Origin of the sequence: Pseudomonas sp. MWU12-3088 (assembly GCF_023242405.1) — a bacterium.
Taxonomy (GTDB): Bacteria; Pseudomonadota; Gammaproteobacteria; order Pseudomonadales; family Pseudomonadaceae; genus Aquipseudomonas; species Aquipseudomonas kribbensis.
Window position 1 is genome coordinate 1 of the sequence record NZ_JALJEA010000004.1, and the last position, 26,033, is coordinate 26,033.

The following is a 26,033-nucleotide window of genomic DNA, read 5'->3' on the forward strand; positions in this document are numbered from 1 at the left end:
GCGGACACAAAAAAGCCCCGCTTTTAAGGGCGGGGCTTCTTAGCCAGGAAGCTACAAGTTAGATAACTTGTACTTCTTCAGCTTGCATGCCTTTCTGACCGCGGGTAGCGATGAAAGAAACCTGTTGGCCTTCTTTCAGGCTTTTGAAACCGTCGGACTGGATAGCTTTGAAGTGAACGAACAGGTCGTCACCGGATTGTGGAGTGATGAAGCCGAAGCCTTTTTCATCGTTGAACCACTTAACGGTACCGGTTTGGCGATTAGACATGGTGTAACTCCTTGAACAAAGATAACTGCGACTCAGGAAGAACCCTGGCCGAGACTGAGTGCAAAGAGCAGGAAAAATTCTTGTAGATGGTTGGATCGAAATTCAACATATCGTGTAGAGATTCTCAGTGACACAAGCAGCACAGTGGCGCCACCTTAACCCTTTTTCCGGAACGTGCCAATGCTTCTTGCGAAGGTTTCTCCGTTTTAAGGATCGGCGGTGTGACGGTTCGTCGCGAAGCCGCGTATTTCCTGCATGTTCGGCGAGATTTGCACCCTGGACTTTGAACCCGGCGGCGCGCCCGGTAAGATGCCGGACAGATTTTTTCCACCTCGCTATTCAGGACACCCCGCCATGAGCATCAAATCGGACAAGTGGATTCGCCGCATGGCGCAGGAACACGGCATGATCGAGCCGTTCGTCGAGCGCCAGGTACGCGGCAGCGACGACAGCCGGGTGATCTCCTACGGTGTGTCGAGCTACGGCTACGATGTGCGTTGCACCAACCATTTCAAGGTGTTCACCAACATCAATTCGGCCATCGTCGATCCGAAGAACTTCGACGCCGGCAGCTTCGTCGATGTCCACAGCGACGTCTGCATCATCCCGCCGAACTCCTTCGCCCTGGCCACGACCGTTGAATACTTCCGTATTCCGCGCAATGTCCTGACCATCTGCCTGGGCAAAAGCACCTACGCCCGTTGCGGCATCATCGTCAACGTAACGCCGCTCGAGCCAGAGTGGGAAGGCCAGGTAACTCTGGAGTTCTCCAACACCACCAACCTGCCGGCGAAGATCTACGCCAACGAAGGCGTGGCGCAGATGCTGTTCCTGGAGTCCGACGAGGAATGTGAAGTTTCCTACAAGGACCGTGCGGGCAAGTATCAGGGCCAGCGTGGCGTGACCCTGCCGCGCACCTGATCCGTCCATCCGGCAGTTACCGGGAATTCTTCGGCGGGTAGACACTCTATGGGGTGTACTGCCCGTTTCGCGAACAGCGGGACGGGCCTTCGCCGAGGAGTGCTCCATGAAGATCGATCCGCAAATCACTGCCGAACTGGCAAGGCTCGAGCCCAATCAGGTTGGCGTATTGGCCTGGTCGTTGCTGGCACACCCGCCCGTCACCCTGGCTGGCGGAATTCCTCACCAGCCTGATCCCGACACCCCCAACGAAGAACCGACCGAGCCCGGCGAGCCTACGTTGCCGGACAAACCGCCACCCGCGCCCGTCGCGTGATTGAATGTATGGCCCGTCGGCTGATTCCTGAACAGGACGTCAGCCGACGGGCCATATTTCGTTGTCGCCAATGACAAAGATCCGACAGCTGTCTTCCTTCTCCACCGGATAACCGCCGGTGAAGGCGCCGAACGCCGGCAGCAGGCTGATGCGTTCTCCCAGCCTGAAACACGCCAGCCGCAGACGCTGTCGCCCCTTGCCGTTCAATCGATAAACTGGATGTACATGTCCTGCGAGAACGTGGCGTTCAGGGTGCGGATCGGGTTCGTGCTGCAAGGCGAAGGGCCCGAGCAGCAAGGGCTCCGGCACCACCCGAATATTCAGCGCCTGCGGCGGATCGCCGGCACGTTTATCGTGATTGCCGCGAATCAGCGTGATCGGCAGATCGGCATGACGCGCCCGCCACTGCGCCAGTGACTGCAAGGTGCCGGGGGCGTGGGAGCCGGGCCCGTGCAGAAAATCACCGAGGAAGATCAGTTGCCGACACGGCAGCCTCGCCAGCAACTGCTCGATCACGGCAATGTTGCTCGCCGTGGTGCCCTGCGGCACCGGCTGCCCCAGGCGCCGGTAGGCGGCCGCCTTGCCGAAATGCACGTCGGCAATCAGCAGGGCCTGTTGCGCCGGCCAGTACAGGGCTTTCTCCGGCAACAGCCAGAGTTCTTCACCCGCCAGACGCACAGGGTAGGGCGCGCCCATCAGGATTGACCCTTGTCAGCGGTTTTCTCCAGATCGCCGACCATGCGCCGGATGCGGTCGGCGAGTTTTTCCGAACTCATGCTTTCGCGCATGCGTTCCACCAGCAGCGGGAAGCCAAGCGGTGTAGGACGTTTGATCAGGTGCATGTCCAGTTTCATCCGGTTGATTCGCTCCAGCGTCTGTTCCAGTCGACGAATATCCAGCTCTTCCCGTAAGACTTCTTCCCCGGCCTGCGCCAGCAACAGATTGTCGGCGTCGTATTGTTTGAATACTTCGAAAAACAGTCCGCTGGAGGCCTGTACCTGTCGGGTGCTTTTTGGCGCGCCGGGGTAACCGGCGAACACGAGGCCCGCGATCCGCGCGATTTCCCGAAACCTGCGCAACGCCAGTTCGCCCGCGTTGAGACTGGCCGGCACGTCTCTCAATAAACTTTCAGGACTGAGCAGAGCGCCATCCAGTTGCACAGACCAGTCAACCGGCGTGGCACTGAGCAATTCCAGTCCGTAATCATTGACCGCAATCGAGAAGGTCACAGGCAGGCGCTGGCTGACCCGCCACGCCAGCAGGCTGGCCAGCCCCAGATGCACCTGACGTCCGGCAAACGGGTAAAGGAAAAGGTGCCAGCCTTCGCGGGATTTCAGTACTTCGGCCAGCAGATTGTTGGCTGTCGGCAGGCCCGACCAGCGCATCTGCGTTTCCAGCAGCGGGCGCAAGGCCTGCATTTCCGGGCCGGCAAACTCGCCTTGTGCTGCAGCGCTGAATCGAGTGACCACCGCTTCGGCCAGTTCGCTGGACAGCGGCATGCGTCCGCCATTCCAGCGCGGTACGGCGGCTTTTTTCGCGGTGCTGCGTTTGACGTAGGCAGTCATGTTTTCCACCCGCACCAGTTCCAGCAAGCGTCCGGCGAACAGGAAACCGTCGCCGGGATTCAGGCGGGCCATGAAGCCTTCTTCAACGCTGCCCAGTTGCTTGCCGCCTCCGCCCTTGCTCCAGAATTTCAGCTGAATGCTGGCGTCGCTGACGATGGTGCCGATGCTCATCCGGTGCCGCCGGGCCAGGCGTACGTCCGGCACCCGCCACACGCCCTGTTCGTCCGGCTCGACCCGGCGGTAATCCGGGTAAGCCGTCAGCGACATCCCGCCGTGGCGTACGAAAGCCAGCGCCCAAGCCCAGTCCGCGAGCGTCAGGTCGCGATAGGCCCAGGCGCTGCGGACTTCTTCGTACAAATCCTCAGGAATAAAGCCACCCCCCAATGCAATGCTGACCAGATGCTGTACCAGCACATCCAGCGGTTTGTGCGGCGACAGTCGCGGTTCGATCCGTCGCTGCGCCACCGCATCGCGGGCGGCAGCGGCTTCGATCAGTTCCAGACTGTGGGTTGGCACCAGGGTGACCCGCGATGCTCGACCGGGCGCATGGCCCGAGCGTCCGGCACGCTGCATCAGGCGCGCCACGCCTTTGGCTGAACCGATTTGCAGCACCCGCTCCACCGGTAGGAAGTCCACTCCAAGATCCAGGCTCGAAGTGCAGACCACCGCTTTGAGCTGGCCATTCTTCAACGCCTGCTCGACCCAGTCCCGGGTCTCGCGGGACAGCGAACTGTGGTGCAAGGCAATCAACCCGGCCCAGTCCGGTCGTGCTTCCAGCAAGGCCTGATACCAGATTTCCGACTGCGCCCGAGTATTGGTGAACACCAGACTGCTGGCGCAGACATCCAGTTCGGCGACCACCTGCGGCAACATCTTCAGACCGATATGCCCGGCCCAGGGAAAACGCTCGATCTGCGGTGGGAGCAGGGTATCGACACGCAGCGTTTTATCGCTTTGACCCTGAACACTTACGCCGCCGCCCTGTGGGATCAACACCTGTTCGGCGTGGGATTGATTGCCAAGCGTTGCTGAAACACCCCAGACAATCAGTCCCGGATGCCAGCGCCGCAGGCGGGCGAGGGCCAGTTGCAATTGCACGCCACGCTTGTTGCCGAGCAATTCGTGCCATTCATCGACCACGACCATGCGCAAGGTCGACAGCGCCGTTTGTGCGTCGGCGCGGGCGAGCATCAGGGTCAGGCTTTCCGGGGTGGTGATCAGCGCGGTCGGCAAGCGCCGGTTCTGCCGGGCGCGTTCGCTGCTGCCGGTGTCACCGGTGCGCAGGCCGACGCTCCAGGGGATTTGCAGATCGTCCAGCGGCGTTTGCAGGGCACGCGCGGTGTCGGTGGCCAGCGCCCGCATCGGCGTGATCCACAGGACGGTCAGCGGTTCGGCGGGCGGTGGGCGTTTGCGGGTGGTCTCACCAGCAGGCCTGGAGCGGGCAAATCGATTAAGCGCGGCAAACCACACCGCGTAGGTTTTACCTGCACCGGTGCTGGCGTGCAGCAGCCCCGACTCGCCTCGCTTGACCGCCGCCCACACCTGCTTCTGAAAGGCGAACGGCTTCCAGCCTCGGGCGCTGAACCAGTGTCTGGCGAAGTCGGTGGAAGTGCCCATGCCGGCGACGTGTGCTCTGAAGGTGTTCCTTCAGTGACCGCGCCGGCCGGGCAATAGTTTTACTTGAGATTGCCGCTGAGGAATTGCTTCAGGCGTTCGCTTTTCGGATTGCCCAGCACGTCTTCCGGCGCGCCTTCTTCTTCCACCAGCCCTTGGTGCAGAAACAGCACCTGGCTCGACACCTTGCGCGCAAAACTCATTTCGTGGGTGACCATGATCATGGTCCGGCCTTCCTCGGCCAGGCCCTGGATCACCTTGAGCACTTCGCCGACCAGTTCCGGGTCCAGTGCCGAAGTCGGTTCGTCGAACAGCATGACTTCCGGCTCCATGGCCAGGGCCCGGGCGATGGCCACCCGTTGTTGCTGGCCACCGGAAAGGAACGCCGGGTACTGATCGGCGACCCGGGCCGGCAGGCCGACCTTGTCCAGATAACGCCGGGCGCGATCATCGGCTTCGGCCTTGCTGCAACCCAGCACCCGGCGCGGGGCCATGGTGATGTTTTCCAGCACGGTCATGTGGCTCCACAGGTTGAAATGCTGGAACACCATGGCGAGGCGGGTGCGCAGGCGTTGCAGTTCCTCGGCGTCGGCGACGTGCATGCCGTGGCGGTCGGTGACCATGCGGATCGCCTGGCCGTCGAGGCTCATCGCGCCGTCGTTGGGTTGTTCGAGGAAGTTGATGCAGCGCAAAAAGGTGCTTTTGCCCGAGCCGCTGGCGCCGATCAGGCTGATCACGTCACCGGTTTTGGCTTTGAGCGAAACGCCTTTGAGCACCTGATGGTCGCCATAGCTTTTGTGCAGGCCTTCTACGGTCAGTTTGTACATGGGACAGGCATCCTCAAGGCGAAAGTAAGTAGCCGCTGCGATAGGCTTCGGCGCCCGCGACGTGGGCGATCACCATGCCGGCCGTGGCCATGCGCCGCAGCGAGCGGGCATAGAGCAGACCGGAAGCGGTGCAATGGACTGGCGTGACCCGATCGTTGATCGGGTCGATGATTTCGGCGATTTGCTGCCCGGCTTCCAGATGCTGCCCGGGCGTGGCGGTGTACACCAGCAGGCCGCCGACCGGCGTGGTGACAGGTTCGACGCCTGCCAGCGGAGTGGCCGGGAATGGCAACTCCGGCAGCGGTTTCGAGGCGCCTGCGATGGCGCCGAAGTGAGTCAGGTAATCGAGCAGCGCCTGGCAGTCACGACTGGCCAACGGATGGCTGACGTCGCCCTGGCCGCGCAGCTCGACCGTCACCGAGAAACTGCCGAGGGGGATCTCGAAGCGCTCGCCGAAGCGCTCCTTCAATTGCCACCACAACAGGGTGAAGCATTCGTCGAACGACTGGCCGCCGGAGTCGGTGGCCAGCAGGCTCGCCTTCGATTCGATGTAGCGCGCCAGCGGCTCGACCTGGGGCCAGGCCTCGGGCGTGGTGTAGAGATGGACCACGGATTCGAAATCGCAGTGCAGGTCCAGCACCATGTCCGCATCGCAGGCCAGCCGTTGCAGGGTCAGGCGCTGGGATTGCAGCTGAGTCGTGGCGGTATGGCGGGCGAGGGCGCTGCGCAGGCTGGTGCGAATCAGTTCGAGGTTGCGCTGCGGGTCGTCGCACAGTTGCGATTCGATTTCGTTGCCGATCTCTTCGCTGAGGTCGACGAACCAGCGGTTGAAATTCTGCCCGCTCTCCAGCTCGTAGCGGCCCAGCGGCACGTCCATCAGCACTTGTTCGAGGCCGACCGGGTTGGCCACCGGCACCAGCACGATTTCGCTGATCAGGCGCCCGGCGGCTTCCAGCTCCGCCAGGCGCTGCTTGAGGTGCCAGGCCACCAGCATGCCGGGCAGTTCGTCGGCATGCAGCGAGGACTGGATATAGATTTTGCCTTTGGCCTTTTCCGGGCCGAAGTGAAAGCTGTGGATCTGTCGTGCGGTCCCCGGCAGCGGGGCCAGCAGGTCATGTATCTGGTGGCGCATTGCAGAGAGGTCCTAGTGAGTCGGCCCGAGGAAGGCCAGCCATCGGCGTTCGGCAAGACGGAACAGGCCGACCAGCGCAAAGGTGATGGTCAGGTAGATCAGCGCGGCAATGCCGAACGACTGGAAGGTCAGGTAGGTCGCCGAGTTGGCGTCCCGCGCGACTTTCAGGATGTCGGGGATGGTCGCGGTGAAGGCCACGGTGGTCGAGTGCAGCATCAGGATCACTTCGTTGCTGTAATACGGCAGCGAACGACGCAGCGCCGACGGCATGATCACGTAGGCATACAGCTTCCAGCCGGTCAGGCCGTAGGCCTTGGCCGCTTCGACTTCGCCGTGGTTCATGCTGCGGATCGCCCCGGCGAAGATCTCCGTGGTGTAGGCGCAGGTGTTGAGGGCAAAGGCGAGGATCGTGCAGTTCATCGCATCGCGAAAGAATGCATCGAGCATCGGCTGGGCGCGCACGGCGGCCAGGCTGTAGATCCCGGTGTAGCAGATCAGCAGCTGGATATAGAGCGGCGTGCCCCGGAACAGGTAGGTGTAGAACTGCACCGGCCAGCGAATGTAGAAGTGCGGGGAAACCCGGGCAATCGACAGCGGGATCGACACGATGAAACCGATGAAGATCGAGGCACTGAGCAACCACAGGGTCATGGCCAGCCCGGTGATGTTGTTGCCGTCGGTATAAAGGAAGGGTTTCCAGTATTCCTGCAGGAGTTCGATCATCGTACGGCCTCCCGGGCACCGGCGGCGTAGCGACGTTCGAGCCAGCGCAGGATGACGTTCGAGGCACTGGTGATCAGCAGATAGATCAAGGCGGCGAGTACCAGGAAGTAGAACAGTTGATAGGAGCTTTTGCCGGCGTCCTGGGCGGCCTTGACCAGATCCGCCAGGCCGATGATCGACACCAGCGCGGTGGCCTTGAGCATCACCATCCAGTTGTTGCCGATGCCCGGCAGGGCGAAGCGCATCATTTGCGGAAACACCACGAAGCGAAAGCGCTGGCCGCGTTTGAGGCCGTAGGCCGTGGCGGCTTCAACCTGACCCCTTGGCACCGCGAGGATCGCGCCGCGGAAGGTTTCGGTGAAATACGCGCCATAAATGAAGCCCAGAGTGATCACGCCGGCGGTGAAGGAGTCGATTTCAATGTAATCCCACTCCATGACGTCGGTCAGCGCGGTCAGCCAGGTTTGCAGGCTGTAGAAGATCAACAGCATCAGCACCAGGTCCGGCACCCCGCGAATCAGCGTGGTGTAGAGCTGGGCGGGCAGGCGCAGCAGTTTTGATTTGGACAGTTTGGCACTGGCGCCCAGCAGGCCGAGCAATACGGCCACCAGCAGCGACAACGCCGACAATTTGATGGTCATCCAGGTGCCTTCCAACAGCAACGGACCGAAGCCCTTGAGGCTGAAGGCGGAGAGCCCCAGATTTTGTAAGAGGTTTTCGAACATAAATCAGCAACCTGAGCGGATGAAAAAGGCGCCCATCGAAGGATGGGCGCCGGTGCATTATTTGCCGCTGTACAGATTCAGATCGCCAAAGTGTTTCTTTTGAATCTCGGCGTATTTGCCATCGTCGTGTAACGCTTTGATACCTTTATCTAAAAGCGCCTTCAGCTCTTTGTTACCTTTCTTAATACCGACAGCGGTTTTGGCTGGCAGCAATTCGCTGTCAACCGGCTTGCTGACTTCGTACGCGGCACCGTCCGGCGACTTCAAAAAGCCCAGTTCGGCTTGCAGCATGTCCTGGATCGAGGCGTCGAGGCGGCCGTTTTTCAGGTCGGCGTAGACCTGGTCCTGGTTGGCGTAGGCCTGGATTTTCACCCCGGCCTTCTCCAGCACGGCCTTGGCGTAGGCTTCCTGGATGGTGCCTTGCTCGTAACCGACGGATTTGCCCTTCAGCGAAGCAACGTCATCGGTCAGGCCGGAACCCTTCTTGAATACGTAGGCCGTTGGGCCGGAGAACAGCTCGCTGGAGAAGTCGATGGCCTTTTCACGGGCCGGTGTTACCGTCATCGACGAGATCACACCGTCGAATTTATTGGCGTTGAGGCCCGGAATCATGCCGTCGAAGTCGCTTTCGACCCACTTGCACTTGACCTTCAGCTCGGCGCAGATCGCGTTGCCCAGATCGATGTCAAAGCCCACCAGGCTGCCGTCGGCCGCTTTCGACTCGAACGGTGCGTAGGAAGGATCGACGCCAAAACGCAGCTCTTTGTATTCCTTGGCCAGCGCGGAGCCGGCGGCCATGCACAACGCCAGTGCAGAAAGGGTCAGCAATGCTTTTTTCATTATTCAATCCCTAAGAACCAATATGAGCGCTTGTGGCGCAGAATTATTGTTACTGGAACGCTTACGACTTATAGAAAGTAGCAATTTCCGAACCAGAGTCCCGAACAAGTGTTTTAAAAGGTGCAGGAAGGGAGGGTGCAGCGGGAGGAATGCCCGAAAACGGGCACGGAAAATCTGGTGCACTCTTTCAGCGCAGGAAGGGCTTTTCCGGGGCAGGGATCAGACCAGCAGATTCTGCAACGTCGCCAGGTTGTCGGCTTCTTCCACGGTCTTGTCCTGGCGCCAGCGCAGCATGCGCGGGAAGCGCACGGCGATGCCGCTCTTGTGCCGGCGCGACAGGGCGATGCCTTCGAAACCCAGTTCGAACACCAGGCTCGGTGTCACGCTGCTGACCGGGCCAAATTTTTCCACTGTGGTCTTGCGCACGATGCTGTCCACCTCGCGCATTTCCTCGTCGGTCAGGCCGGAATAGGCCTTGGCAAATGGCACGAGGGCGCGGGCGCTGGAACCGGGCGGCCCGTCCCACACCGCGAAGGTGTAATCGCTGTATAGACTGGCGCGCCGGCCATGGCCGCGCTGGGCGTAAATCAGCACGGCGTCGACACTGAACGGATCGACCTTCCATTTCCACCACACGCCCATGTCCTTGGTGCGGCCGACGCCGTACATCGCGTCGCGGGCCTTGAGCATCATGCCTTCGACCCCAAGTCGCCGGGAGGCTTCGCGCTGACGGGCGAGGTCGAACCAGTCGCTGCCGGTCAGCACCGGGGAGGGCAACAGCACCGGGTTGTTGCACCGGGAGATGACCTGTTCCAGTTGTTCGCGCCGTTTGATCTGCGGCTGGTTGCGCCAGTCTTCGCCCTGCCATTCCAGCAGGTCATAGGCGAGGACCACCACCGGTACGTCTTCAAGGATCTTCCTGTCCAGGGTCTTGCGACCGATCCGTTGCTGGAGCAGGGCGAAAGGTTGCACCGCCGGTGGCGCCGTCGAATCCGGATCAAAGGCTTCGGCGTCAGGCCGGGTGTTTTTCCAGACCACGATTTCGCCGTCGATCACCGTGCCGTCAGGCAAGCCCTCAACCAGCGAGTCGAGTTCGGGAAAGCGTTCGGTCACCAGTTCCTCGCCCCGGGACCAGATCCATAGCCGCCCGTCACGCTTGACCACCTGCGCGCGGATGCCGTCCCACTTCCACTCCACCTGCCAGTTGCTGGCCGGGCCGAGCAAGTCTTCGAACTGCTCGACCGGTTGCGACAGGCCGTGGGCGAGAAAGAACGGATACGGCTGGCCGCCACGCTGGGCGTGTTCGTCACTGGACTCGGGGGCTATCAGTTTCAGGTAACTGGCGGCGTCCGGCCGGTTGGACAAGTCGGTGTAACCCACCAGCCGTTGCGCCACGCGTTTGCTGTCCAGCTCGGCCATGGAGGCCAGGGCCCGGGTCACCAGCAGTTTGGAGACACCGACGCGGAAACTGCCGGTGATCAGCTTGATGCACAGCATCAGGCTCGGACGATCCAGTTGCGCCCACAGCGCAGGCAGCTGACGAGCAAGGTATTCCGGGGTTTCACCGCGCAGCGGCAGCAGTTTGTGCTCGATCCATTCGGCGAGGCCGGCTTCGGAGGTGTGCGGGTTTTCCGGGAGCACCAGCGAAATGGTTTCCGCCAGATCACCGACCGCTTGATAGCTTTCCTCGAACAGCCATGGTGTGAGTCCGGACACTTCGACGGCGAGTTCGCGCAGGATCCGTACCGGCACCAGTTGTCGTGGTCGTCCACCGGACAGAAAGTACACCGCCCACGCCGCATCTTGCGGTTCCGCCTGGGCGAAGTAGGCCTGCATGGCTGCAAGTTTGGCGTTGCTGGAGGTGGTGGCGTCGAGTTCGGCGTACAACCCGGCGAAGTCCTTCATGGTTGCACCTCGGCGACGACGGGCTCGGCGGCGAGGTTGTCCTGTTCATCATCGCCGTATTCGGTGTTGAAGCCTTGGGCATCCAGGCCTTGTTCGCGCAGGTGGCGGACCAGTACACCGATCGAGCCGTGGGTAACCATCACCCGTTCGGCGCCGGTCTGCTCGATGGCCCACAACAGGCCGGGCCAGTCGGCGTGATCGGAGAGCACGAAACCGCGATCCACGCCGCGCCGCCGACGGGTGCCGCGCAAGCGCATCCAGCCGCTGGCGAAGCTGTCGCTGTAGTCGCCGAAACGCCGCATCCAGCTGCTGCCACCGGCCGAAGGCGGGGCGATGACCAGCGCCTGACGCATCAGCGGATCGTTTTTCTTCACGTCGCCGGCGTAGATCGTCGGTGGTAGATACACGCCGGCCTCGCGATAGACCCGGTTCAGCGGTTCCACCGCGCCGTGGCTGAGGATCGGGCCGAGGGTTTCGTCGATGCCGTGGAGGATGCGCTGGGCCTTGCCGAAGGAATAGCAGAACAGCACGCTGGTTTTGCCGGCCTCGATATTGGCCTGCCACCACTGATTGATCTCGCCAAACACCTGCGCCTGCGGCTGCCAGCGGTAGATCGGCAGGCCGAAGGTCGATTCGGTGATGAAGGTGTGGCAGCGCACCGGTTCGAACGGCGCGCAGGTGCCGTCGGGTTCAATCTTGTAGTCGCCGGAGGCGACCCAGACCTCACCGCCGTATTCCAGCCGCACCTGAGCCGAGCCCAGAACGTGTCCGGCAGGGTGAAAACTCAAGGTGACACCGTGGTGGGTCAGGCGCCGGCCGTACTCAAGTGATTGCAGGTTGATGTCCTGACCCAGACGCGCACGCAGAATGCCTTCGCCGGCGCTGGCCGCCAGATAGTGTGCGTTGCCGGTGCGGGCGTGATCGCCGTGGGCGTGGGTGATCACCGCGCGCTCGACAGGGCGCCAAGGATCGATGTAGAAGTCCCCGGCGGGGCAGTACAGGCCTTCGGGGCGGGCGATAACAAGGTCCATGGCGTTACCGGAATGGAGGGACTTGTTAGCTATGAGGTTTGCGCGAAGTCAGAAGTTCGATTGATTTTGCGGGAGTAGGACGGAAGAAATTTGTTGGCGGGGAGATCCAGCCCTCACCCCAGCCCTCTCCCGGGGGGAGAGGGGGCCGACCGAGGTGTCTGGCGAAGGTACATCGACCTGTAAGATCTAATCGACTATGGATTCGCTGAGATCTTTCACGTCGGTGTACTTCTCAAATATCCCCCAATCGGTCCCCTCTCCCTCCGGGAGAGGGTTAGGGTGAGGGGCTCTTGATCTTTAATCCTATTTCCCGGGAGTCAGCGTCAACCGCGTCTTCCCATACACCCGCTCAAAGTTCTGCGGCTGCATCGGCAAGCCGATGTACTGGCCCTTGAGCCAGGGATCGATGCCGTTGAGGTAGTTCGGGCTGGCCGGGTTACCCGATTGCCCCGTGCCGTTCTGGCCCATCAGCGGTTCGCTCTGGCTGAAGTCGACGATGAAACGCATCGACGGCGCCCGGGTGGTGTTGAAGTCCTGGCCCCAGGCAAATGCCGCGGTGTTCAGGGTGGTGTGGTCACCGCCTGCTGCGACTGGACCGCGAACGGTCTGGCCGTTGGCATTTTTCCATTCGTAGCGGTGCAGTTTGCCCCACTGCCAGGCTTTGTGATCGCCACCCAGTTGACTGTCGCCGGCGCTGATCGCCGCTGCCAGGCTGCGGGCGAGGATGGTCGGTTTGTCTTCTTTCTGCGGCGTGCGGGCGTCGTCCCAGAACGGGCTGTCCTCGCGGCCCAGCAAGTGATCGGCCTGCGCCGAGTAGGACAAGTCACCGTTGGTGATAAACGCTTTCCACGCCGGGCTGCTTTGCGGGCCGAGTTCGTCGAGGAAGATCTGCTTCATGCTTTCCTGCAGGAACAACTCGTAGATCGCCGCGTCAGCGGAGGTCGGACTGAGTTTGCCGTCGAACGCCATCAAGCGGGTGTAGGCCTCGCGGGCCTTGCTGCGGTCGGCTTCCGGCAGGGCCTCGATCGCCTGTTTCAGCGGCTGCGCCATGCCCGGGGCTTCGAACATCTTCTTCAGCTTGGCGGCGAAGGTGGTGGTCTGGTCGTACTGCATGGCGATCATGCTGCGGCCGTCCTGTTTACCGCTGCCGGCCAGTTCCGCCAGGCGCTCGCCACGCTCCGGCGCGGCCCAGGAATTGGACAACTGCATACCGTAACCGTGAGGGATGACGCGCTGGTTGGCGGTGCCGAGCCAGCCTTGCGCCGGATCCTGATCGTACGGGTGCAGCATCGGGTCGGCGTAACCGTCCCAGTCGTAGCGACCGTCCCAGCCCGGCGACGGCAGCAGGCCTTCGCCTTCGCGGCGGTTCGGGAAACGTCCGGTGACCTGCCAGCCGATGTTACTGGCGTCGGCAAACACCAGGTTCAGCGCGATGGCACGGATTTCCCGGCTGGCGTCCGAAGCGCGTTCAGCGGTTTGCGCGCGGCTCAGATCGAAAAACGCATCGAGGGATTTGTCGTCGGTGAAGCTCGGCGTCTGCAAGGCCAGGCCGAAACCTACGCCCTGGGCGCCAGCCTGAGCACTGTTGAGCAGCGCGCCGTGGCGGGTTTCGTACACCGCTTCACGAATCGGCCGCTGGCCTTTGACGAAATAGGTTTCGTTGCGCACGCCCAGTGGTTGCCATTTGCCGTTGACCTCATAGGTCAGGCTGCTGCCCTGGCGTCGGATTTTTTCCAGGAACAGGTCCTGGTTGTCGCCGAAGACGCTAGTCGCGCTCCACGCCACTTTGCCGTTGAAACCACCGAGGACCATCGGCAGACCGGCCACGGTCACCCCGGCGGCCTGGTATTTCGGCGCGTGAATCTGCACGAAACTCCACAGCGACGGCGCGGCCAGCGGGCCATGGCTGTCGCTGGCCAGCAGGCTCTTGCCGCTGCGGCTGCGTTGCGGGGCAATCGCCCAGTTGTTCGAAGTGCTGGCGCCGAGCAGGTTCATCGCTGCCAGTTGTTCGCTGGCGTTGCTCAGTTCGCTCAAGCCGGGAATCTGCCCGTTGAGCTTGATGCCTTGCAGCTTGTCGGCTTCGGCCACCGGCAGGTTTTCGTCGGGGGCGGACGGGGTCAGCCAGGCGAGTTTGTCGGTGGTGACGGTCTGCGCCAGTACCAGCGAAGCGATTTCTTCCGGCAGGTTGGCCGACTGGCTGAAATTCAGCAGGCAGAAAATCAGCGCCGAATCTTCCGGCTTCCAGTATTCAGGCTTGTAGCCGCTGGAGGCCAGATCCCCCGGCAACTTGTCGGCGTAGCGGAACAGGTAGGCGTTGACGCCCCGCGCATAGACTTCGAAGAAGCGCTTGAGCCGTGGCGACGAGGCCTTGTACAGCTCGCCGGCGCTTTTCTTCAGATTGACGGCGCGCATGTAGCGGTCGGCGTCGAGCATCGACGCGCCGGACATTTCCGCCAGACGGCCCTGGGCCAGCAGGCGCAGGGTGACCATCTGATTGATGCGGTCGCTGGCGTGCACATAACCGAGGGCGAACAAGGCGTCGTGGAAGCTGTTGCTTTCGATCAGCGGCATGCCCATGGCATTACGGCGTACCGAAACGTTCTGCGCCAGGCCCTTGAGCGGCTGTACACCGGAGGTCGGCGGGAGGGAGTCCTGAGCGTTCCAGGTCTGGCAACCGGAGAGGCTCAAGACACCGGTCACTGCTGCGGCAACGCCGAACCGGGGAAGAAAATGTGAAAGGGCTGGCGAGGCCATGGCAAAGCTCCTGCGGGGGTGTAGAGGCTGGGGGCGCAATAAAGCCGCTACGTTAGTGAGCAGGAGGGGGCCGCGCAAGCGGGGCAAGCGGTTATTTCTTCCCGTTGATCGTTCCCGCGCACGGGAACGATCGGGCCAAGTGACTCAAGCTTTCGGCGGATTGATCTTCTGCACCAGCGCGTAGGCCTTCACGGTCGCCGGGCGATCCTTGATGTGGTTGAACCAGCGCAGCACATTCGGGAAGTCTTCGAGGTTCTGGCTCTGCCATTTGTGCGAGACGATCCACGGGTAGATCGCCATGTCGGCGATGCTGTATTCGCTGCCGGCGACGAACTCATGGTTGGCCAGCTGCTTGTCCAGAACGCCGTACAAACGTGCGGTTTCCTCGATATAGCGCTTGATCGCGTAGGGGATTTTTTCCGGGGCGAACTGGCTGAAATGATGGTTCTGCCCGGCCATCGGCCCGAGCCCGCCCATCTGCCAGAACAGCCATTGCAGCGCCACCTGACGGCCACGCAGATCCTTGGGCAGGAACTTCCCGGTCTTTTCCGCGAGGTACAACAGAATCGCCCCGGACTCGAACAGCGACAACGGCTCGCCGCCATCGGCCGGCTCATGATCGACGATGGCCGGAATGCGATTGTTCGGCGCGATCTTCAGGAAGTGCGGCTGGAACTGCTCGCCCTGGCTGATGTTGATCGGGTGCACGTTGTAGCGCAGGCCGGCCTCTTCGAGGAACAGGGAAATCTTGTGGCCGTTGGGCGTGGTCCAGTAATACAGGTCGATCATGGAAAGCTCCAAGTCAGGAAAGGTACGGACAGCAAACGCCGGCTTCAGGTTGTCCTGTGTGCGTTCGATAGCTTGCTTAGTGACAGGAGGTGATGCTCAAGTACGGGAAATTCAATGACCGCGCGTGAGAAAAATCGCCATGGAGCTTCAGGCCAACGCTGCACTGATCATCGTCGACCAGCAAAAGGGCATTCTGGAGCCGCGTCTGGGGCGACGGAATAATCCGTTGGCCGAAGAACGGATCCTCGAACTGCTGACTTTTTGGCGGCGCAGCGGGCGGCCGGTGATTCACGTACAACATCTGTCGCGCTCACCGGATTCGGTGTTCTGGCCCGAGCAGTCAGGTGTGGCGTTTCAGGAAAGGTTTTTGCCGCAGGACGGCGAATGGCTGATCCAGAAACAGGTGCCGGACGCATTTTGTGCGACGGGGCTTGAAGTGAAATTGCGTGAGGCGGGGGTCGGGCAATTGGTCATTGTCGGCGTGGCAACGAACAATTCGGTGGAGTCCACGGCGCGCACGGCGGGCAACCTGGGGTTCGAGACGTGGGTGGCGGAGGATGCGTGCTTTACCTTCGACAAGGCCGATTATTTCGGTACGTTGCGTACGGCTGAAGAGGTGCATGCCATGTCGCTGGGGAATCTGCATGGGGAGTATGCGACGGTGGTCGGGGTTGAGCAGATTCTGGCAGCAGGCTGAAAGCTGCGGAGGAGGGTGCTATCGCGAGCTGGCCCGCGATAGCGATCTATCGGGCGAAACGAAAGTCCGCCCGAAACATCAAGCGCCGTGGCACTTCTTGAATTTCTTGCCGTTGCCGCACGGGCAAGGGTCGTTGCGGCCGACGTCTTTCAGGGCGTTGCGCACCGGTTCCTGGTGGGCGTGGCCGCAGTTCGGGCCGTGGACATGGCCATGGTCGTGATCATGGTGATGGTCATGGTCGTGGTTGCAGTCAGGGCCATGGACATGAGGTTGCTGGGTCATCGGGGTCACTCCGTAATCAAATCGGCGGGGATTATCACGCCATTGCGCTCCAGGTGCACGTAGTGGGCGATGAATAAACCGGTTTCCATCTCGCCTTGCAGCCGGTAGGGAACCTGCTGGTGCGGATTCTTCAGCATTTTCACCACGTCCTTGACCTTCGGCCACAGGTTGGTGCGGATCGGCACCTTATAGAAAGCACTGCTTTTGGCACCGACGGTGATCCAGTGCTCATGCTCGCCCTCGGCCAGCAGCATGTCCGCCAGATGTACGCGGTATTCCAGGCCGCGCACGGTCAGCTCGCTGTCGTTGGGGTTGTCGATGCGAAAGTGCAGGATGAATTTCTGTTCGAGCAACTTGGCGCGCACCACTTCGACTTTTACCAGGTGCACGGCGGGGTCGAGGGTGTCGTCGGCGAACCATGAGGCACAGCCGCCGAGCCCGAGAAACAGCAGCAGCGTGAAGGCTTTGAATGTGTGCCATTGACCGACCATCGCAGAACTCCCTTTTGCGCCCAGTCTAGTCGTCACTCACCTCACGCGCCGAAATAGCCCGCGCAACACTTCTTGAACTTCTGCCCGCTGGCGCAAGGGCAGCTGTCGTTGCGCCCGAGCTTGAGCTGCACGGTCGGGTCGATGAAGTACCAGCGCCCGCCGTTCTGTACGAACGAGGAGCGCTCGCGGTGACTGTGCTCACCCTGACTGTCATGCCAGCGCGCAGTGAAGGTGACGAAGGCGTGTTCCGGCTGGCCGCCGAAGACTTCCGAACTTTCCACGTTGAGGCCAAGCCAGGTGCTCGATGCACTCCAGTTGCTGATCGACTGCCGATCCAGCCCGGCCTGCTGGGCGGGCAGGGTGGTCGCCACCAGATAATCGATCAGGCCCAGCACGTAGGCGCTGTAGCGCGAACGCATCAGGGCTTCGGCGCACGGTGCCGGATGGCCGGCGTGATAATGGCCGCAGCAGGCATCCAGCAGGTTGCCGCTGCCGCAGGGGCAAATGGCTGTACTCATTGCATTACCACCAGTATTTCCCGAAGTTTTCCGGATTGGCCCAGAACCGCGAATTGAGCCAGTCGGGGACTTGTTTGTAGTCAAGCAGATCATAGGTGAACAGGGTCAGCACCTGCTCATCCCGGGCGAAGCGTTCGCTGGCCTGCAGAGCCAGAGAATAGAAATCGGTTTCCTGCCAGCCACTGGCCGGCAGGTCGGCCAGCACGGCGATGCGGCTGGCGTTAAGGTTGCGAATCCCGCCGAGCAGATTCAGGCCATCGCGCTTGGGCAAATGCTCCAGGCAATCGACCACCAGCGCCAGGTCGAAGCGCTGTGCAGCGAGGTCTGCGGGCAAGGCGCCGGGCGCGGCGTGAGCAACGCAAGTGTCCGGATGTGCGTCCTTGAAAGCGGCCAGCGCCGGAAATTCGCTGGCGCCGATCAGCAGCAGACGTGCCGGGGCGTAGCGGTCGAGCAGAGCGGCCAGTGCCTGCTGTGGCGTGCGGGAAGAAATCGCGACGTTCATCGAAGCTCCTCAATCAGATCGCCAAGACTAGCCTGCCCGAGCGTCGAGGCCTAGATCTCTGTTCTGCGGGTTTGCGGCAAATGCCTCGAAGTCCTGTGAACACGCTCGCAAACAGCAGTGGCCTATTGCTGGCGGAGATTAAAACTCCGGTCTTTACTCCCTGAATCGGTTCTAAGCCGATCCCTCAGGAGAAAACTAGATGAGCATAGTTCGGACAGCATTACCCTTGGTTCTGCTAACCAGTGTGTTGACTGGTTGCGCAGGTTTGCAGAAAACCGACTGGCCGACCTGTGCGGCAGTCGGCGGTGTCGTCGGTGCGGGTCTTGGCGCGACGGAAAGCTCTGCATGGGCAGGCTATGGCGCATTACTCGTTGGCGGTACGGCGGCAGCCTATTGCTGGGTGCACGGTGACGGCGATGAAGACGGCGACGGTGTGCCGGACAGTCGCGACAAGTGCCCGCACACGCCTCGCGGCACCAAGGTCGACGCAGACGGCTGCCCATTCCCGGCCCCTGCACCCGTGGTTGAAGAAGCTGTAGTGGTCAAGGAAGAAACCATCGTCATCCGCGATGTGCACTTCCAGTTCGACAAGGCCACCCTGACGCCTTCCGACAAGCTGGTGCTCGACAAGGTCGCCACGCGCCTGAAACAGGAATCGAGCACGGCGCGGCTGACCGTGACCGGTCATACCGACAGCGTGGGCAGTGATGCCTACAACAAGAAACTGTCGGATCGTCGGGCGCACTCGGTGGTGGAATATCTGATCCATGATGGTGTGCCACGTTCAAGCTTCGTTTCGGTGACCGGTGCCGGTGAAAGCCAGCCAGTGGCGGACAACAAAACCGCCGATGGCCGCGCGCTGAACCGTCGCACGGAAATCAAAATCGAGCGTTGATGCCCTCGCATCCGCGGCTTGTGCAGTCGCGGATGCAGGTCTTTACTCCTGTGTAACCGGTATGGGCCGGTGACACAGGAGCTTTCATATGAGTGTTCTCTCACGGTCCGTCTTACCGGTGCTGCTGGCAGGCAGCCTGTTAACCGGCTGCGCTACCCACAGCGATGGCACTGCCCCCCTCAATCAACGTACCTGGCCGATCTGCAGCGTCATTGGCGGACTGGTCGGCGGCGGTCTCGGCGCCATTGAAAACGGTGGCTGGGCCGCAGGCGGTGCGGCACTGGGGATCCTCACCGGCGGGCTGATCTGTTATGCCCAGGATGGCGACGAAGACGGCGATGGCGTGTTCGACCGCCGCGACCGTTGCCCTGACACTCCACCGAACACACCGGTCGATCATCGCGGCTGTCCGCTGCCGCAATACCCGGTCACCGAGAAACCGGCCGAGCCGGCCCCGCAATCCGAAGTCATCACCCTGAGCGATGCCGGCAACGTGCTGTTCGCGTTCGACAAGTCCGACCTGACCCCGGCCGCGAAGAGCCAGCTCGATGCGCTGATGGACAAGTTGCGCAATGCCGACGTGGTGAGCATCAAGGTGATCGGCCACACCGACAGCAAGGGCACCGATGCCTACAACCAGGCTTTGTCGGAACGTCGCGCGAGCAGTGTGGCGGCCTATCTGCTGAGCCAGGGGCTGGCGCCGGAAAAACTCACCAGTGAAGGGCGTGGCGAGCGTGAACCGGTCGCCGACAACGAGACCGAAGAAGGGCGCGCGCAAAATCGTCGCGTGGAACTGCACATCAATCGCTAGGAATCTTCTGTAGTCCGCAGGCTAGAGCTGTCGGTCGACGATCATCGTCGAACCGGCAGCCATCCGACGAGTGCCCGGAACTTTTTTATTTGCCCCTCTGGCTTATCCCGTACGGAAGCCGTTACTGTGCGCCCAAAGAATAATTCGCAACACGGGGGAGCGTATGAAGGTGTTCTGTGGGCTGGGGCGATTGTTGACCCTGGTGTTCTGCTGCGTGGTACTGGCCAATCAGCTGGTGCCGTTTGTTCATCCGTTGCATCTGCTGGTCAATCTGGCTGGCATCCTGCTGCTGGCCATCCATCTTCTTGAAGTGCTGTTGTGCAACACCAGCCTCAAGGGGCGGCCGCACCCATGGCGTGATCGTGGCCGTGTCCTGCTGTTCGGCGTTTTCCACCTGCAAACCATCCCGGCCCCGGCCGCTCCGGAGGCTTCCCATGCGTAAACTCTGCCTGCTCGCTGCATTCATCAGTCCCCTGGCCTGCGCCCAGGTGGTCAGTGTCGAAGCCAACTCCCTGATGCGTCTGCCCAACACGGCCAGCACGTTGCAGCTGGAAAAACTGGTGGTCGCCGATTACGGCACTTTGCTGGTGCCCTCGAACGTGACCGAGCTGAGCGTCGGCGAATTGCAGTTGGGCCACGAGGCGCGCATTGCCATCGTGCCGGGCGAACAGGCGCTGGACATGAAAGTCATCCGCGCCCGGTTTGCCGACGGGAGCCGCATCACGGCCCACGGCGCGCCGGGCACTTATGAAAAAGCGGCTCGCGCCGGGCGTAACCTGAACCTGCAATTCAAGACGCTGGAGGCTCCACGGCTGATCGTCGATGCCCGTGGCGGCACCGGTGCGCCGGGTTTCGTCGGCCTCGACGGGGCCAACGGTCAGGAACCGGGCTGCACCTGGGGCCAGGCCGGGCACGGCTTCGACGGCAGTGATGGCAGCAACGGCCAGCCTGGTGCGCCGGGCGCGCTGGTGCGGCTGGAAGTGCCACGGGAGTTTCCGGCGGAGCTGATCAAGGTCGATGTGGCCGGTGGTGCCGGCGGGGCGGCAGGGCCGGGTGGCAAACCGGGCGCCGGTGGCAAGTCCAAGGGCTGCCTGGTGTATCGCGCCGATGGCGGCAAGAGCGGCAAGCCGGGGGCTGACGGTCAGCCGGGGCCGGCAGGTGCGGCGGGTTCGGTTACGGTTCAGCGCCTGTAAGCCATTCCCTGTCTGATCGTTCCCACTGAGTGGGAACGATCAGCATGACTTCAGAACGACGGCCGCGCCGCGGCAATCGCTACCAGCAATACCCCGACCAACAGATTGAACCCCACCACTTTGCGAATCCGCCCCAGCACCGCCGCACCCGCCGGCCAGTCCTTCGCTTCAACCGCCGTGCGCAATTCCGGCAGCATCAGCCCCTGAACCCGGATGAACAGCGCGGTCATCACCACGTACAACCCCATCATCACCTGCACGTACTTCGGCGCAGTCTCGAAGCCGATGTGCTGCAGATGCAACATGCCGACCCCGGTCACCGGCAGCAGAATCACCGCACCCCACACCCAGCGGAAAAAACCTTGAAACACTTCCACCCACAGGGTCAGCCGTCCGGGACCGTCCAGAGCCTTCACAGCCGCGGGGCGCAGCACCATCCAGGCGAAAAACATGCCGCCGACCCACACCAGGGCGGCGAGGACATGCAGGGGGTAAACGAGGCTAAAAGGTGTCATTGGGGTACTCCGTTCTGCGCGGGACTGATTAGCGGGGTATGATAGCCGCCGAACCGAACCACTGAAAATTTATCCAGCGTTTTTGCGCCCGACACTCAATGATCAGCACTGAACTCAAAACCACGATCCAGGGCGCCTACTCGCGTTTTCTAGAGGCCAAGAGCCTCAAGCCGCGTTACGGCCAGCGCCTGATGATCGCTGAAGTCGCCAAAGTCCTCGGGGATATCGACACCGACGACGAAGGCCGGCGCAGTGGCGACCCCGCGATTGTCGCGGTGGAAGCCGGCACCGGTACCGGCAAGACTGTGGCCTACAGCCTGGCGGCGATCCCGACGGCGAAACTCGCCGGCAAGCGCCTGGTGATCGCCACCGCCACCGTCGCCCTGCAGGAGCAGATCGTCTACAAGGACTTGCCCGACCTGATGCGCAACAGCGGGCTGAACTTCAGCTTCGCCCTGGCCAAGGGCCGTGGCCGCTACATGTGCCTGTCCAAGCTCGATATGCTGCTGCAGGAAGGCCACGCGCAAACCGCCACGGCCCAGCTGTTCGAAGAAGAAGGCTTCAAGATCGAGGTCGACGAGGCCAGTCAGAAACTGTTCACCAGCATGATCGAGAAGCTCGCCGGCAATAAATGGGACGGCGACCGCGACAGTTGGCCCAACGCGCTGGAAGACGCCGACTGGGCGCGCCTGACCACCGATCACAGCCAGTGCACCAATCGTCATTGCCCGAACTTCGGCCAGTGCGCCTTCTACAAGGCCCGCGAAGGCATGGGCAAGGTCGACGTGATCGTCACCAACCACGACATGGTGCTGGCCGACCTGGCGCTGGGCGGCGGGGCAGTGTTGCCCGATCCGCGCGACACCATTTATGTGTTCGACGAAGGCCATCACCTGCCGGACAAGGCCATCGGCCACTTCGCCCATTACACGCGCCTGCGCTCCACCGCCGACTGGCTGGAAACCACCGCCAAGAACCTCACCAAACTGCTGGCCCAGCATCCGTTGCCGGGGGACCTCGGCAAACTGATCGAGCAGGTGCCGGAGCTGGCGCGGGAGATCAAGACCCAGCAGCAATTCATGTTCACTGCGTGTGAACAGATCGCCGATTTCAAACCCGGTGAAGATGTCGAAGGCCGCGAACGCCCGCGTCATCGTTTCATCGGCGGGGTGATTCCCGAGCACATGCGCGAGATGGGCATCGAGCTGAAAAAAGGCTACTCACGTCTCAATGACCTGTTCACCCGCCTGACCGACCTGCTCAAGGAAGGCATGGACGGCGAGGTCAACATCGGCATCGCCAGCAACCAGGCCGAAGAATGGTATCCACTGTTCGGCAGCCTGTTGTCCCGTGCCTCCGGCAACTGGGAGCTGTGGACCGCGTTCACCGCCGAAGACCCGGAAGAGAGCCCGCCGATGGCCCGCTGGCTGACCCTGGCCGAAAGCGGTTCGCTGTTCGACATCGAGGTCAACGCCAGCCCGATCCTGGCCGCCGAAACCTTGCGCCGCAGTCTGTGGAACGTGGCCTATGGCTGTCTGGTGACCTCGGCGACATTGACCGCCCTCGGCACGTTCGACCGTTTCCGCATGCGCGCCGGCCTGCCGAAAAAAGCCGTCACCGCCGTGGTGCCGAGCCCGTTCCATCACGCCGATGCCGGTGTGTTGCGGGTGCCGGACCTGAAAGCCGACCCGCGTGATGCCGCCGCCCACACCGCCGCGATCATCCGCGATCTGCCGGAGCTGGTCGAAGGCTCGCGCGGCAGTCTGGTGCTGTTCTCTTCGCGCAAACAGATGCAGGACGTGTTCGACGGTCTCGACCGCGACTGGCGCAAACAAGTGTTCATTCAAGGCAACCTGTCGAAACAGGAAACCCTGAACAAGCACAAGGCGCGGGTCGATGGCGGTGATTCCAGCGTGTTGTTCGGTCTGGCCAGTTTCGCTGAAGGGGTGGACTTGCCGGGGGCCTATTGTGAGCACGTGGTGATTGCCAAGATTCCGTTCTCGGTGCCGGACGATCCGGTCGAGGCTGCGCTGTCGGAATGGATCGAAGCCCGGGGCGGCAATCCGTTCATGGAAATCTCGGTGCCCGACGCCTCGCTGAAGCTGGTTCAGGCCTGCGGCCGCCTGCTGCGTACCGAAGAAGACCGCGGCACCATCACCTTGCTGGATCGGCGACTGGTCACCCAGCGCTACGGCAAGGCGATCCTCAATGCGTTGCCTCCTTTCCGTCGTGAAATATCCTGAGACATCGGTGGGCAGTTTTGCCCGCCGCGTTGTCTATCTCTACGCCATCGCTTTTCCATTGGCCATTGCTGGTCGTTAGGGAGAAATCCGTTCTCATGATTCGTCGTTCGTTGCCTGCCCTTTTTGCCCTGGTTTTCGCTGCGCCTTTGCTGGCGGCACCTGCCGGGCAGCAGACCTTGTTCAACTTTGTCCGACCCGCCGACGTGGTGAAAGTGGCGACCGAAAACGCCGACCTGCCACAAGCCAACGCCGAACAGACGCCCGAGGGCGAAGTGCTGCGCCGGGTGACTTTCAACCCGGTGGCGCGTCCGACCCTGCGCCTGACGCCGCAGACCGGTGCCTGGGACTGGTCGCAGTCCGGGATGATGAGCCTGCGCATCCAGAGCGCGATGAACTGGGCGGTGACCGTTTACGTACAGATCCAGAGCAACGACGGCAAGACCCTGGTCAGCCGCGTCGATCTGCCGGCCGGACCGGCGCAGACCTTGCTCGTGCCGTTGACCGCCACTTCGCCGCTGAGCCAGGGCATGAAGGCCGGGCCGTTGATGCCGATGACCATCGACGGGCAGCGCATCCTGCTGGCCAGCAGTTCCGGCGAGCTGGATCGCAGCCAGGTGGTATCCGTCAGCCTGTCGATGGATCAACCGAAAGCCGCGCAAAGTCTGTTGCTGGAGCGCTTTGGCGTGCAAGACGAGGGCGAGGTGATCAAAGCCGCCTACGGCAATCTGGTGGATGCCTACGGTCAGTCGACCCGCAGCAAATGGCCGGAGAAAGTCGCCAATGACGAACAACTGAAATCCGCCGCCGCCAGGGAACAGCAACAGCTGAAAACCTGGCTGGCCGAGCGCGAGAAGTCGTCGCTGGACAAGTTCGGCGGCTTGAACAAAGGCCCGACGTTCAAGGCCAGCGGCTTCTTCCGCACCGAAAAACTCGACGGTCGCTGGTATCTGGTGACGCCGGAGGGGCATCCGTTCTATTCCCTGGGCGTGAACACCGTCAGCCCCGAGGTCAACCAGACCTACGTGGCTGGTCGCGAATACATGTTCGAGTCCCTGCCGAAACCCGACGAGCCACTGGCCATTCACTTCGGTGAAGGCGACAACCGTGGTGGCAACGGGGCCGATCAGGGCCGTGGCTACGGCAACGGACGCTGGTATGACTTCTATGGTGCCAATCTGCAGCGCCTGTACGGCGAACCTTGCGCGACTCCGGCGGCCTCCGAGAAAGCGCCCACTGCGCCGTGCAAGGCCGCCATTGACGAACAGAAGTGGGCCAGCCACACCCTCGACCGCCTGCAGGCGTGGGGCTTCAACACCGTCGGCAACTGGAGCGCACCGCAATTGGGCGACGCCGAGCGCGTGCCGTACACCTTGCCGCTGTCGATCGTCGGCGATTACACCAGCATCAGCACCGGCAACGACTGGTGGGGCGGCATGCCTGACCCGTTCGATCCGCGTTTCGCCATGGCCACCGAGCGCGCCGTGGCGATTGCCGCCCGGGATCACCGTGACGATCCGTGGCTGATCGGCTACTTCGCCGACAACGAACTGGCCTGGGCCGGTCCCGGTGATGATCCGAAGTCGCGTTACGCGCTGGCCTACGGCACGTTGAAAATGACCACCGACGTCCCGGCCAAGCGTGCGTTCCTCAAGCAGTTGCGCGACAAGTATCGCAATCAGGCGGGGCTGTCGAAGGCCTGGGGTATCGATCTGCCGGCGTGGGAGTTGATGGAAGACCCGGGTTTCGAGGCGCCGCTGCCGAATCCGGAGCACCCGGAAATCGAGGCTGACTTCAAATACTTCCAGAAGGTCTTCGCCGACACCTACTTCAAGACCATTTCCGATTCGCTGAAATGGCATGCGCCGAACCAGTTGCTGCTGGGCGGTCGCTTCGCCATCAGCACCCCGGAAGCCGTGGCCTCCTGCGCGCAGTATTGCGACGTGCTGAGCTTCAACATGTACACCCTGAAACCGCAGGACGGTTATGACTTCGCCGCGCTGCGCAGCCTCGACAAACCGGTGCTGATCACCGAGTTCAACTTCGGTTCGACCGATCGTGGCCCGTTCTGGGGCGGCGTGACGCCGTTGAACAAGGAAGAGGATCGTGGCCCGGCTTATGCCAATTTCCTCAAGCAGGCGCTGAGTGAACCGTCGATTGTCGGCGTGCACTGGTTCCAGTACCTCGATCAACCGGTGACCGGACGTCTGCTCGATGGCGAAAACGGTCACTTCGGTCTGGTTGGCGTGACTGACTTGCCGTATCAGGGTTTCGTCGAAACGGTGCGCAAGAGCAATCTGGCGACCCTTGATCAGCTCGGCAAAGAAGCCGGGAAAGCCGCTGCGGCGGCGGACAAGGCCGGTCACGAGACCGAAGGCGGCCGCAAGGGCGAGGCCGGCAAAGGCCCGGGGCAGGGCGCCGGCCATACCGGCGGGCATTCCGGCAACGGCCATTAAGGCAGGACCGCCCGGCCCGCCGC

At 62.1% G+C, this 26,033-nt stretch carries 26 protein-coding genes; 9 read left to right on the forward strand and 17 right to left on the reverse strand.

Annotation, left to right across the window (positions count from 1 at the left end):
* Nucleotides 1-58: 58 nt before the first annotated feature.
* The gene (locus M5B98_RS11505; protein ID WP_002554837.1) at nucleotides 59-268 is read right to left on the reverse strand and encodes a cold-shock protein; all 210 of its coding nucleotides are present in this window, start codon (nucleotides 266-268) and stop codon (nucleotides 59-61) included.
* A 354-nt stretch (nucleotides 269-622) separates the two neighbouring features.
* Here M5B98_RS11505 and dcd point away from each other — a divergent pair, with 354 nt between their 5' ends.
* Together dcd and M5B98_RS11515 are read left to right on the forward strand one after the other, a co-directional pair.
* Complete coding sequence (dcd, locus tag M5B98_RS11510; RefSeq protein ID WP_007954988.1) at nucleotides 623-1,189, forward strand: dCTP deaminase; 567 nt, start codon at nucleotides 623-625, stop codon at nucleotides 1,187-1,189.
* A 106-nt stretch (nucleotides 1,190-1,295) separates the two neighbouring features.
* The gene (locus tag M5B98_RS11515; protein ID WP_065259270.1) at nucleotides 1,296-1,505 is read left to right on the forward strand and encodes a hypothetical protein; all 210 of its coding nucleotides are present in this window, start codon (nucleotides 1,296-1,298) and stop codon (nucleotides 1,503-1,505) included.
* A 39-nt stretch (nucleotides 1,506-1,544) separates the two neighbouring features.
* On the opposite strand, the gene pdeM is transcribed toward M5B98_RS11515, so the two are convergent.
* From pdeM to M5B98_RS11570, 11 genes are all read right to left on the reverse strand, one after another.
* Entirely contained in the window at nucleotides 1,545-2,201 is a 657-nt protein-coding gene (gene pdeM / locus M5B98_RS11520) for a ligase-associated DNA damage response endonuclease PdeM (protein ID WP_248742766.1), read from the reverse strand.
* Nucleotides 2,201-4,687 carry a ligase-associated DNA damage response DEXH box helicase gene (locus M5B98_RS11525; protein WP_248742767.1) on the reverse strand — a complete coding sequence of 829 codons (2,487 nt, stop codon included), beginning with the start codon at nucleotides 4,685-4,687 and terminating at the stop codon, nucleotides 2,201-2,203. The genes pdeM and M5B98_RS11525 overlap by 1 nt, the downstream gene beginning before the upstream one ends.
* A 59-nt stretch (nucleotides 4,688-4,746) precedes the next feature.
* Nucleotides 4,747-5,511 (reverse strand): ABC transporter ATP-binding protein, encoded by a 765-nt coding sequence (locus tag M5B98_RS11530; protein WP_085712923.1) that lies wholly within the window; start codon nucleotides 5,509-5,511, stop codon nucleotides 4,747-4,749.
* A 13-nt stretch (nucleotides 5,512-5,524) separates the two neighbouring features.
* Complete coding sequence (locus M5B98_RS11535) at nucleotides 5,525-6,643, reverse strand: succinylglutamate desuccinylase/aspartoacylase family protein (protein ID WP_248742768.1); 1,119 nt, start codon at nucleotides 6,641-6,643, stop codon at nucleotides 5,525-5,527.
* A gap of 12 nt (nucleotides 6,644-6,655) precedes the next feature.
* Nucleotides 6,656-7,366, reverse strand: a complete 711-nt coding sequence (locus M5B98_RS11540; protein WP_085712925.1) for an ABC transporter permease — start codon at nucleotides 7,364-7,366, stop codon at nucleotides 6,656-6,658.
* Nucleotides 7,363-8,091 carry an ABC transporter permease gene (locus tag M5B98_RS11545; RefSeq protein WP_065259276.1) on the reverse strand — a complete coding sequence of 243 codons (729 nt, stop codon included), beginning with the start codon at nucleotides 8,089-8,091 and terminating at the stop codon, nucleotides 7,363-7,365. Before M5B98_RS11545 ends, M5B98_RS11540 begins: the two co-directional genes overlap by 4 nt.
* 57 nt (nucleotides 8,092-8,148) lie before the next feature.
* Nucleotides 8,149-8,931: a transporter substrate-binding domain-containing protein gene (locus tag M5B98_RS11550; RefSeq protein ID WP_065259277.1), complete on the reverse strand. Its 783-nt coding sequence runs from the start codon at nucleotides 8,929-8,931 to the stop codon at nucleotides 8,149-8,151.
* A 219-nt stretch (nucleotides 8,932-9,150) separates the two neighbouring features.
* Nucleotides 9,151-10,836: an ATP-dependent DNA ligase gene (locus M5B98_RS11555; RefSeq protein WP_248742769.1), complete on the reverse strand. Its 1,686-nt coding sequence runs from the start codon at nucleotides 10,834-10,836 to the stop codon at nucleotides 9,151-9,153.
* Nucleotides 10,833-11,867, reverse strand: a complete 1,035-nt coding sequence (locus M5B98_RS11560) for a ligase-associated DNA damage response exonuclease (RefSeq protein WP_248742770.1) — start codon at nucleotides 11,865-11,867, stop codon at nucleotides 10,833-10,835. Before M5B98_RS11560 ends, M5B98_RS11555 begins: the two co-directional genes overlap by 4 nt.
* Nucleotides 11,868-12,170: 303 nt before the next feature.
* Nucleotides 12,171-14,621: a penicillin acylase family protein gene (locus M5B98_RS11565; RefSeq protein WP_248742771.1), complete on the reverse strand. Its 2,451-nt coding sequence runs from the start codon at nucleotides 14,619-14,621 to the stop codon at nucleotides 12,171-12,173.
* A 144-nt stretch (nucleotides 14,622-14,765) separates the two neighbouring features.
* Entirely contained in the window at nucleotides 14,766-15,410 is a 645-nt protein-coding gene (locus M5B98_RS11570) for a glutathione binding-like protein (protein WP_248742772.1), read from the reverse strand.
* Nucleotides 15,411-15,549: 139 nt separating this feature from the next.
* Between M5B98_RS11570 and M5B98_RS11575 the strand changes: the two genes are divergently transcribed.
* On the forward strand, nucleotides 15,550-16,107 hold the full coding sequence (locus tag M5B98_RS11575; protein WP_248742973.1) for a cysteine hydrolase family protein: 558 nt from the start codon (nucleotides 15,550-15,552) through the stop codon (nucleotides 16,105-16,107).
* A 78-nt stretch (nucleotides 16,108-16,185) separates the two neighbouring features.
* Here the strand turns inward: M5B98_RS11575 and M5B98_RS11580 are convergent, their stop codons facing one another.
* The 4 genes from M5B98_RS11580 to M5B98_RS11595 are packed head-to-tail and all read right to left on the reverse strand — an operon-like array spanning nucleotide 16,186 to nucleotide 17,900.
* Nucleotides 16,186-16,389, reverse strand: a complete 204-nt coding sequence (locus M5B98_RS11580; protein WP_003198420.1) for an SEC-C metal-binding domain-containing protein — start codon at nucleotides 16,387-16,389, stop codon at nucleotides 16,186-16,188.
* 5 nt (nucleotides 16,390-16,394) lie between these two features.
* A complete protein-coding gene (locus M5B98_RS11585; RefSeq protein ID WP_085712931.1) occupies nucleotides 16,395-16,880 on the reverse strand; it encodes an LEA type 2 family protein in 486 nt (161 codons plus the stop codon).
* Between the two features lie 41 nt (nucleotides 16,881-16,921).
* Entirely contained in the window at nucleotides 16,922-17,398 is a 477-nt protein-coding gene (locus tag M5B98_RS11590) for a YchJ family protein (protein ID WP_085712932.1), read from the reverse strand.
* 4 nt (nucleotides 17,399-17,402) lie between these two features.
* Nucleotides 17,403-17,900: a DUF6231 family protein gene (locus tag M5B98_RS11595; protein ID WP_065261926.1), complete on the reverse strand. Its 498-nt coding sequence runs from the start codon at nucleotides 17,898-17,900 to the stop codon at nucleotides 17,403-17,405.
* 199 nt (nucleotides 17,901-18,099) lie between these two features.
* Here M5B98_RS11595 and M5B98_RS11600 point away from each other — a divergent pair, with 199 nt between their 5' ends.
* The 4 genes from M5B98_RS11600 (at nucleotide 18,100) to M5B98_RS11615 (ending at nucleotide 20,799) form a co-directional block, all read left to right on the forward strand.
* Nucleotides 18,100-18,795, forward strand: coding sequence for an OmpA family protein (locus tag M5B98_RS11600; RefSeq protein WP_085712933.1), 696 nt, complete (start codon nucleotides 18,100-18,102; stop codon nucleotides 18,793-18,795).
* A gap of 88 nt (nucleotides 18,796-18,883) precedes the next feature.
* Nucleotides 18,884-19,606 (forward strand): OmpA family protein, encoded by a 723-nt coding sequence (locus tag M5B98_RS11605; RefSeq protein WP_248738110.1) that lies wholly within the window; start codon nucleotides 18,884-18,886, stop codon nucleotides 19,604-19,606.
* A gap of 163 nt (nucleotides 19,607-19,769) precedes the next feature.
* A complete protein-coding gene (locus M5B98_RS11610) occupies nucleotides 19,770-20,048 on the forward strand; it encodes a DUF1145 domain-containing protein (RefSeq protein WP_248742773.1) in 279 nt (92 codons plus the stop codon).
* Nucleotides 20,041-20,799: a collagen-like protein gene (locus M5B98_RS11615; protein ID WP_248742774.1), complete on the forward strand. Its 759-nt coding sequence runs from the start codon at nucleotides 20,041-20,043 to the stop codon at nucleotides 20,797-20,799. The genes M5B98_RS11610 and M5B98_RS11615 overlap by 8 nt, the downstream gene beginning before the upstream one ends.
* Nucleotides 20,800-20,849: 50 nt before the next feature.
* Here the strand turns inward: M5B98_RS11615 and M5B98_RS11620 are convergent, their stop codons facing one another.
* Entirely contained in the window at nucleotides 20,850-21,314 is a 465-nt protein-coding gene (locus M5B98_RS11620) for a CopD family protein (protein ID WP_114881705.1), read from the reverse strand.
* 98 nt (nucleotides 21,315-21,412) lie between these two features.
* Here M5B98_RS11620 and dinG point away from each other — a divergent pair, with 98 nt between their 5' ends.
* A complete protein-coding gene (gene dinG, locus M5B98_RS11625) occupies nucleotides 21,413-23,557 on the forward strand; it encodes an ATP-dependent DNA helicase DinG (protein WP_085712938.1) in 2,145 nt (714 codons plus the stop codon).
* A gap of 95 nt (nucleotides 23,558-23,652) precedes the next feature.
* A complete protein-coding gene (locus M5B98_RS11630) occupies nucleotides 23,653-26,010 on the forward strand; it encodes a beta-galactosidase (protein ID WP_248742775.1) in 2,358 nt (785 codons plus the stop codon).
* Nucleotides 26,011-26,033 lie beyond the last annotated feature (23 nt).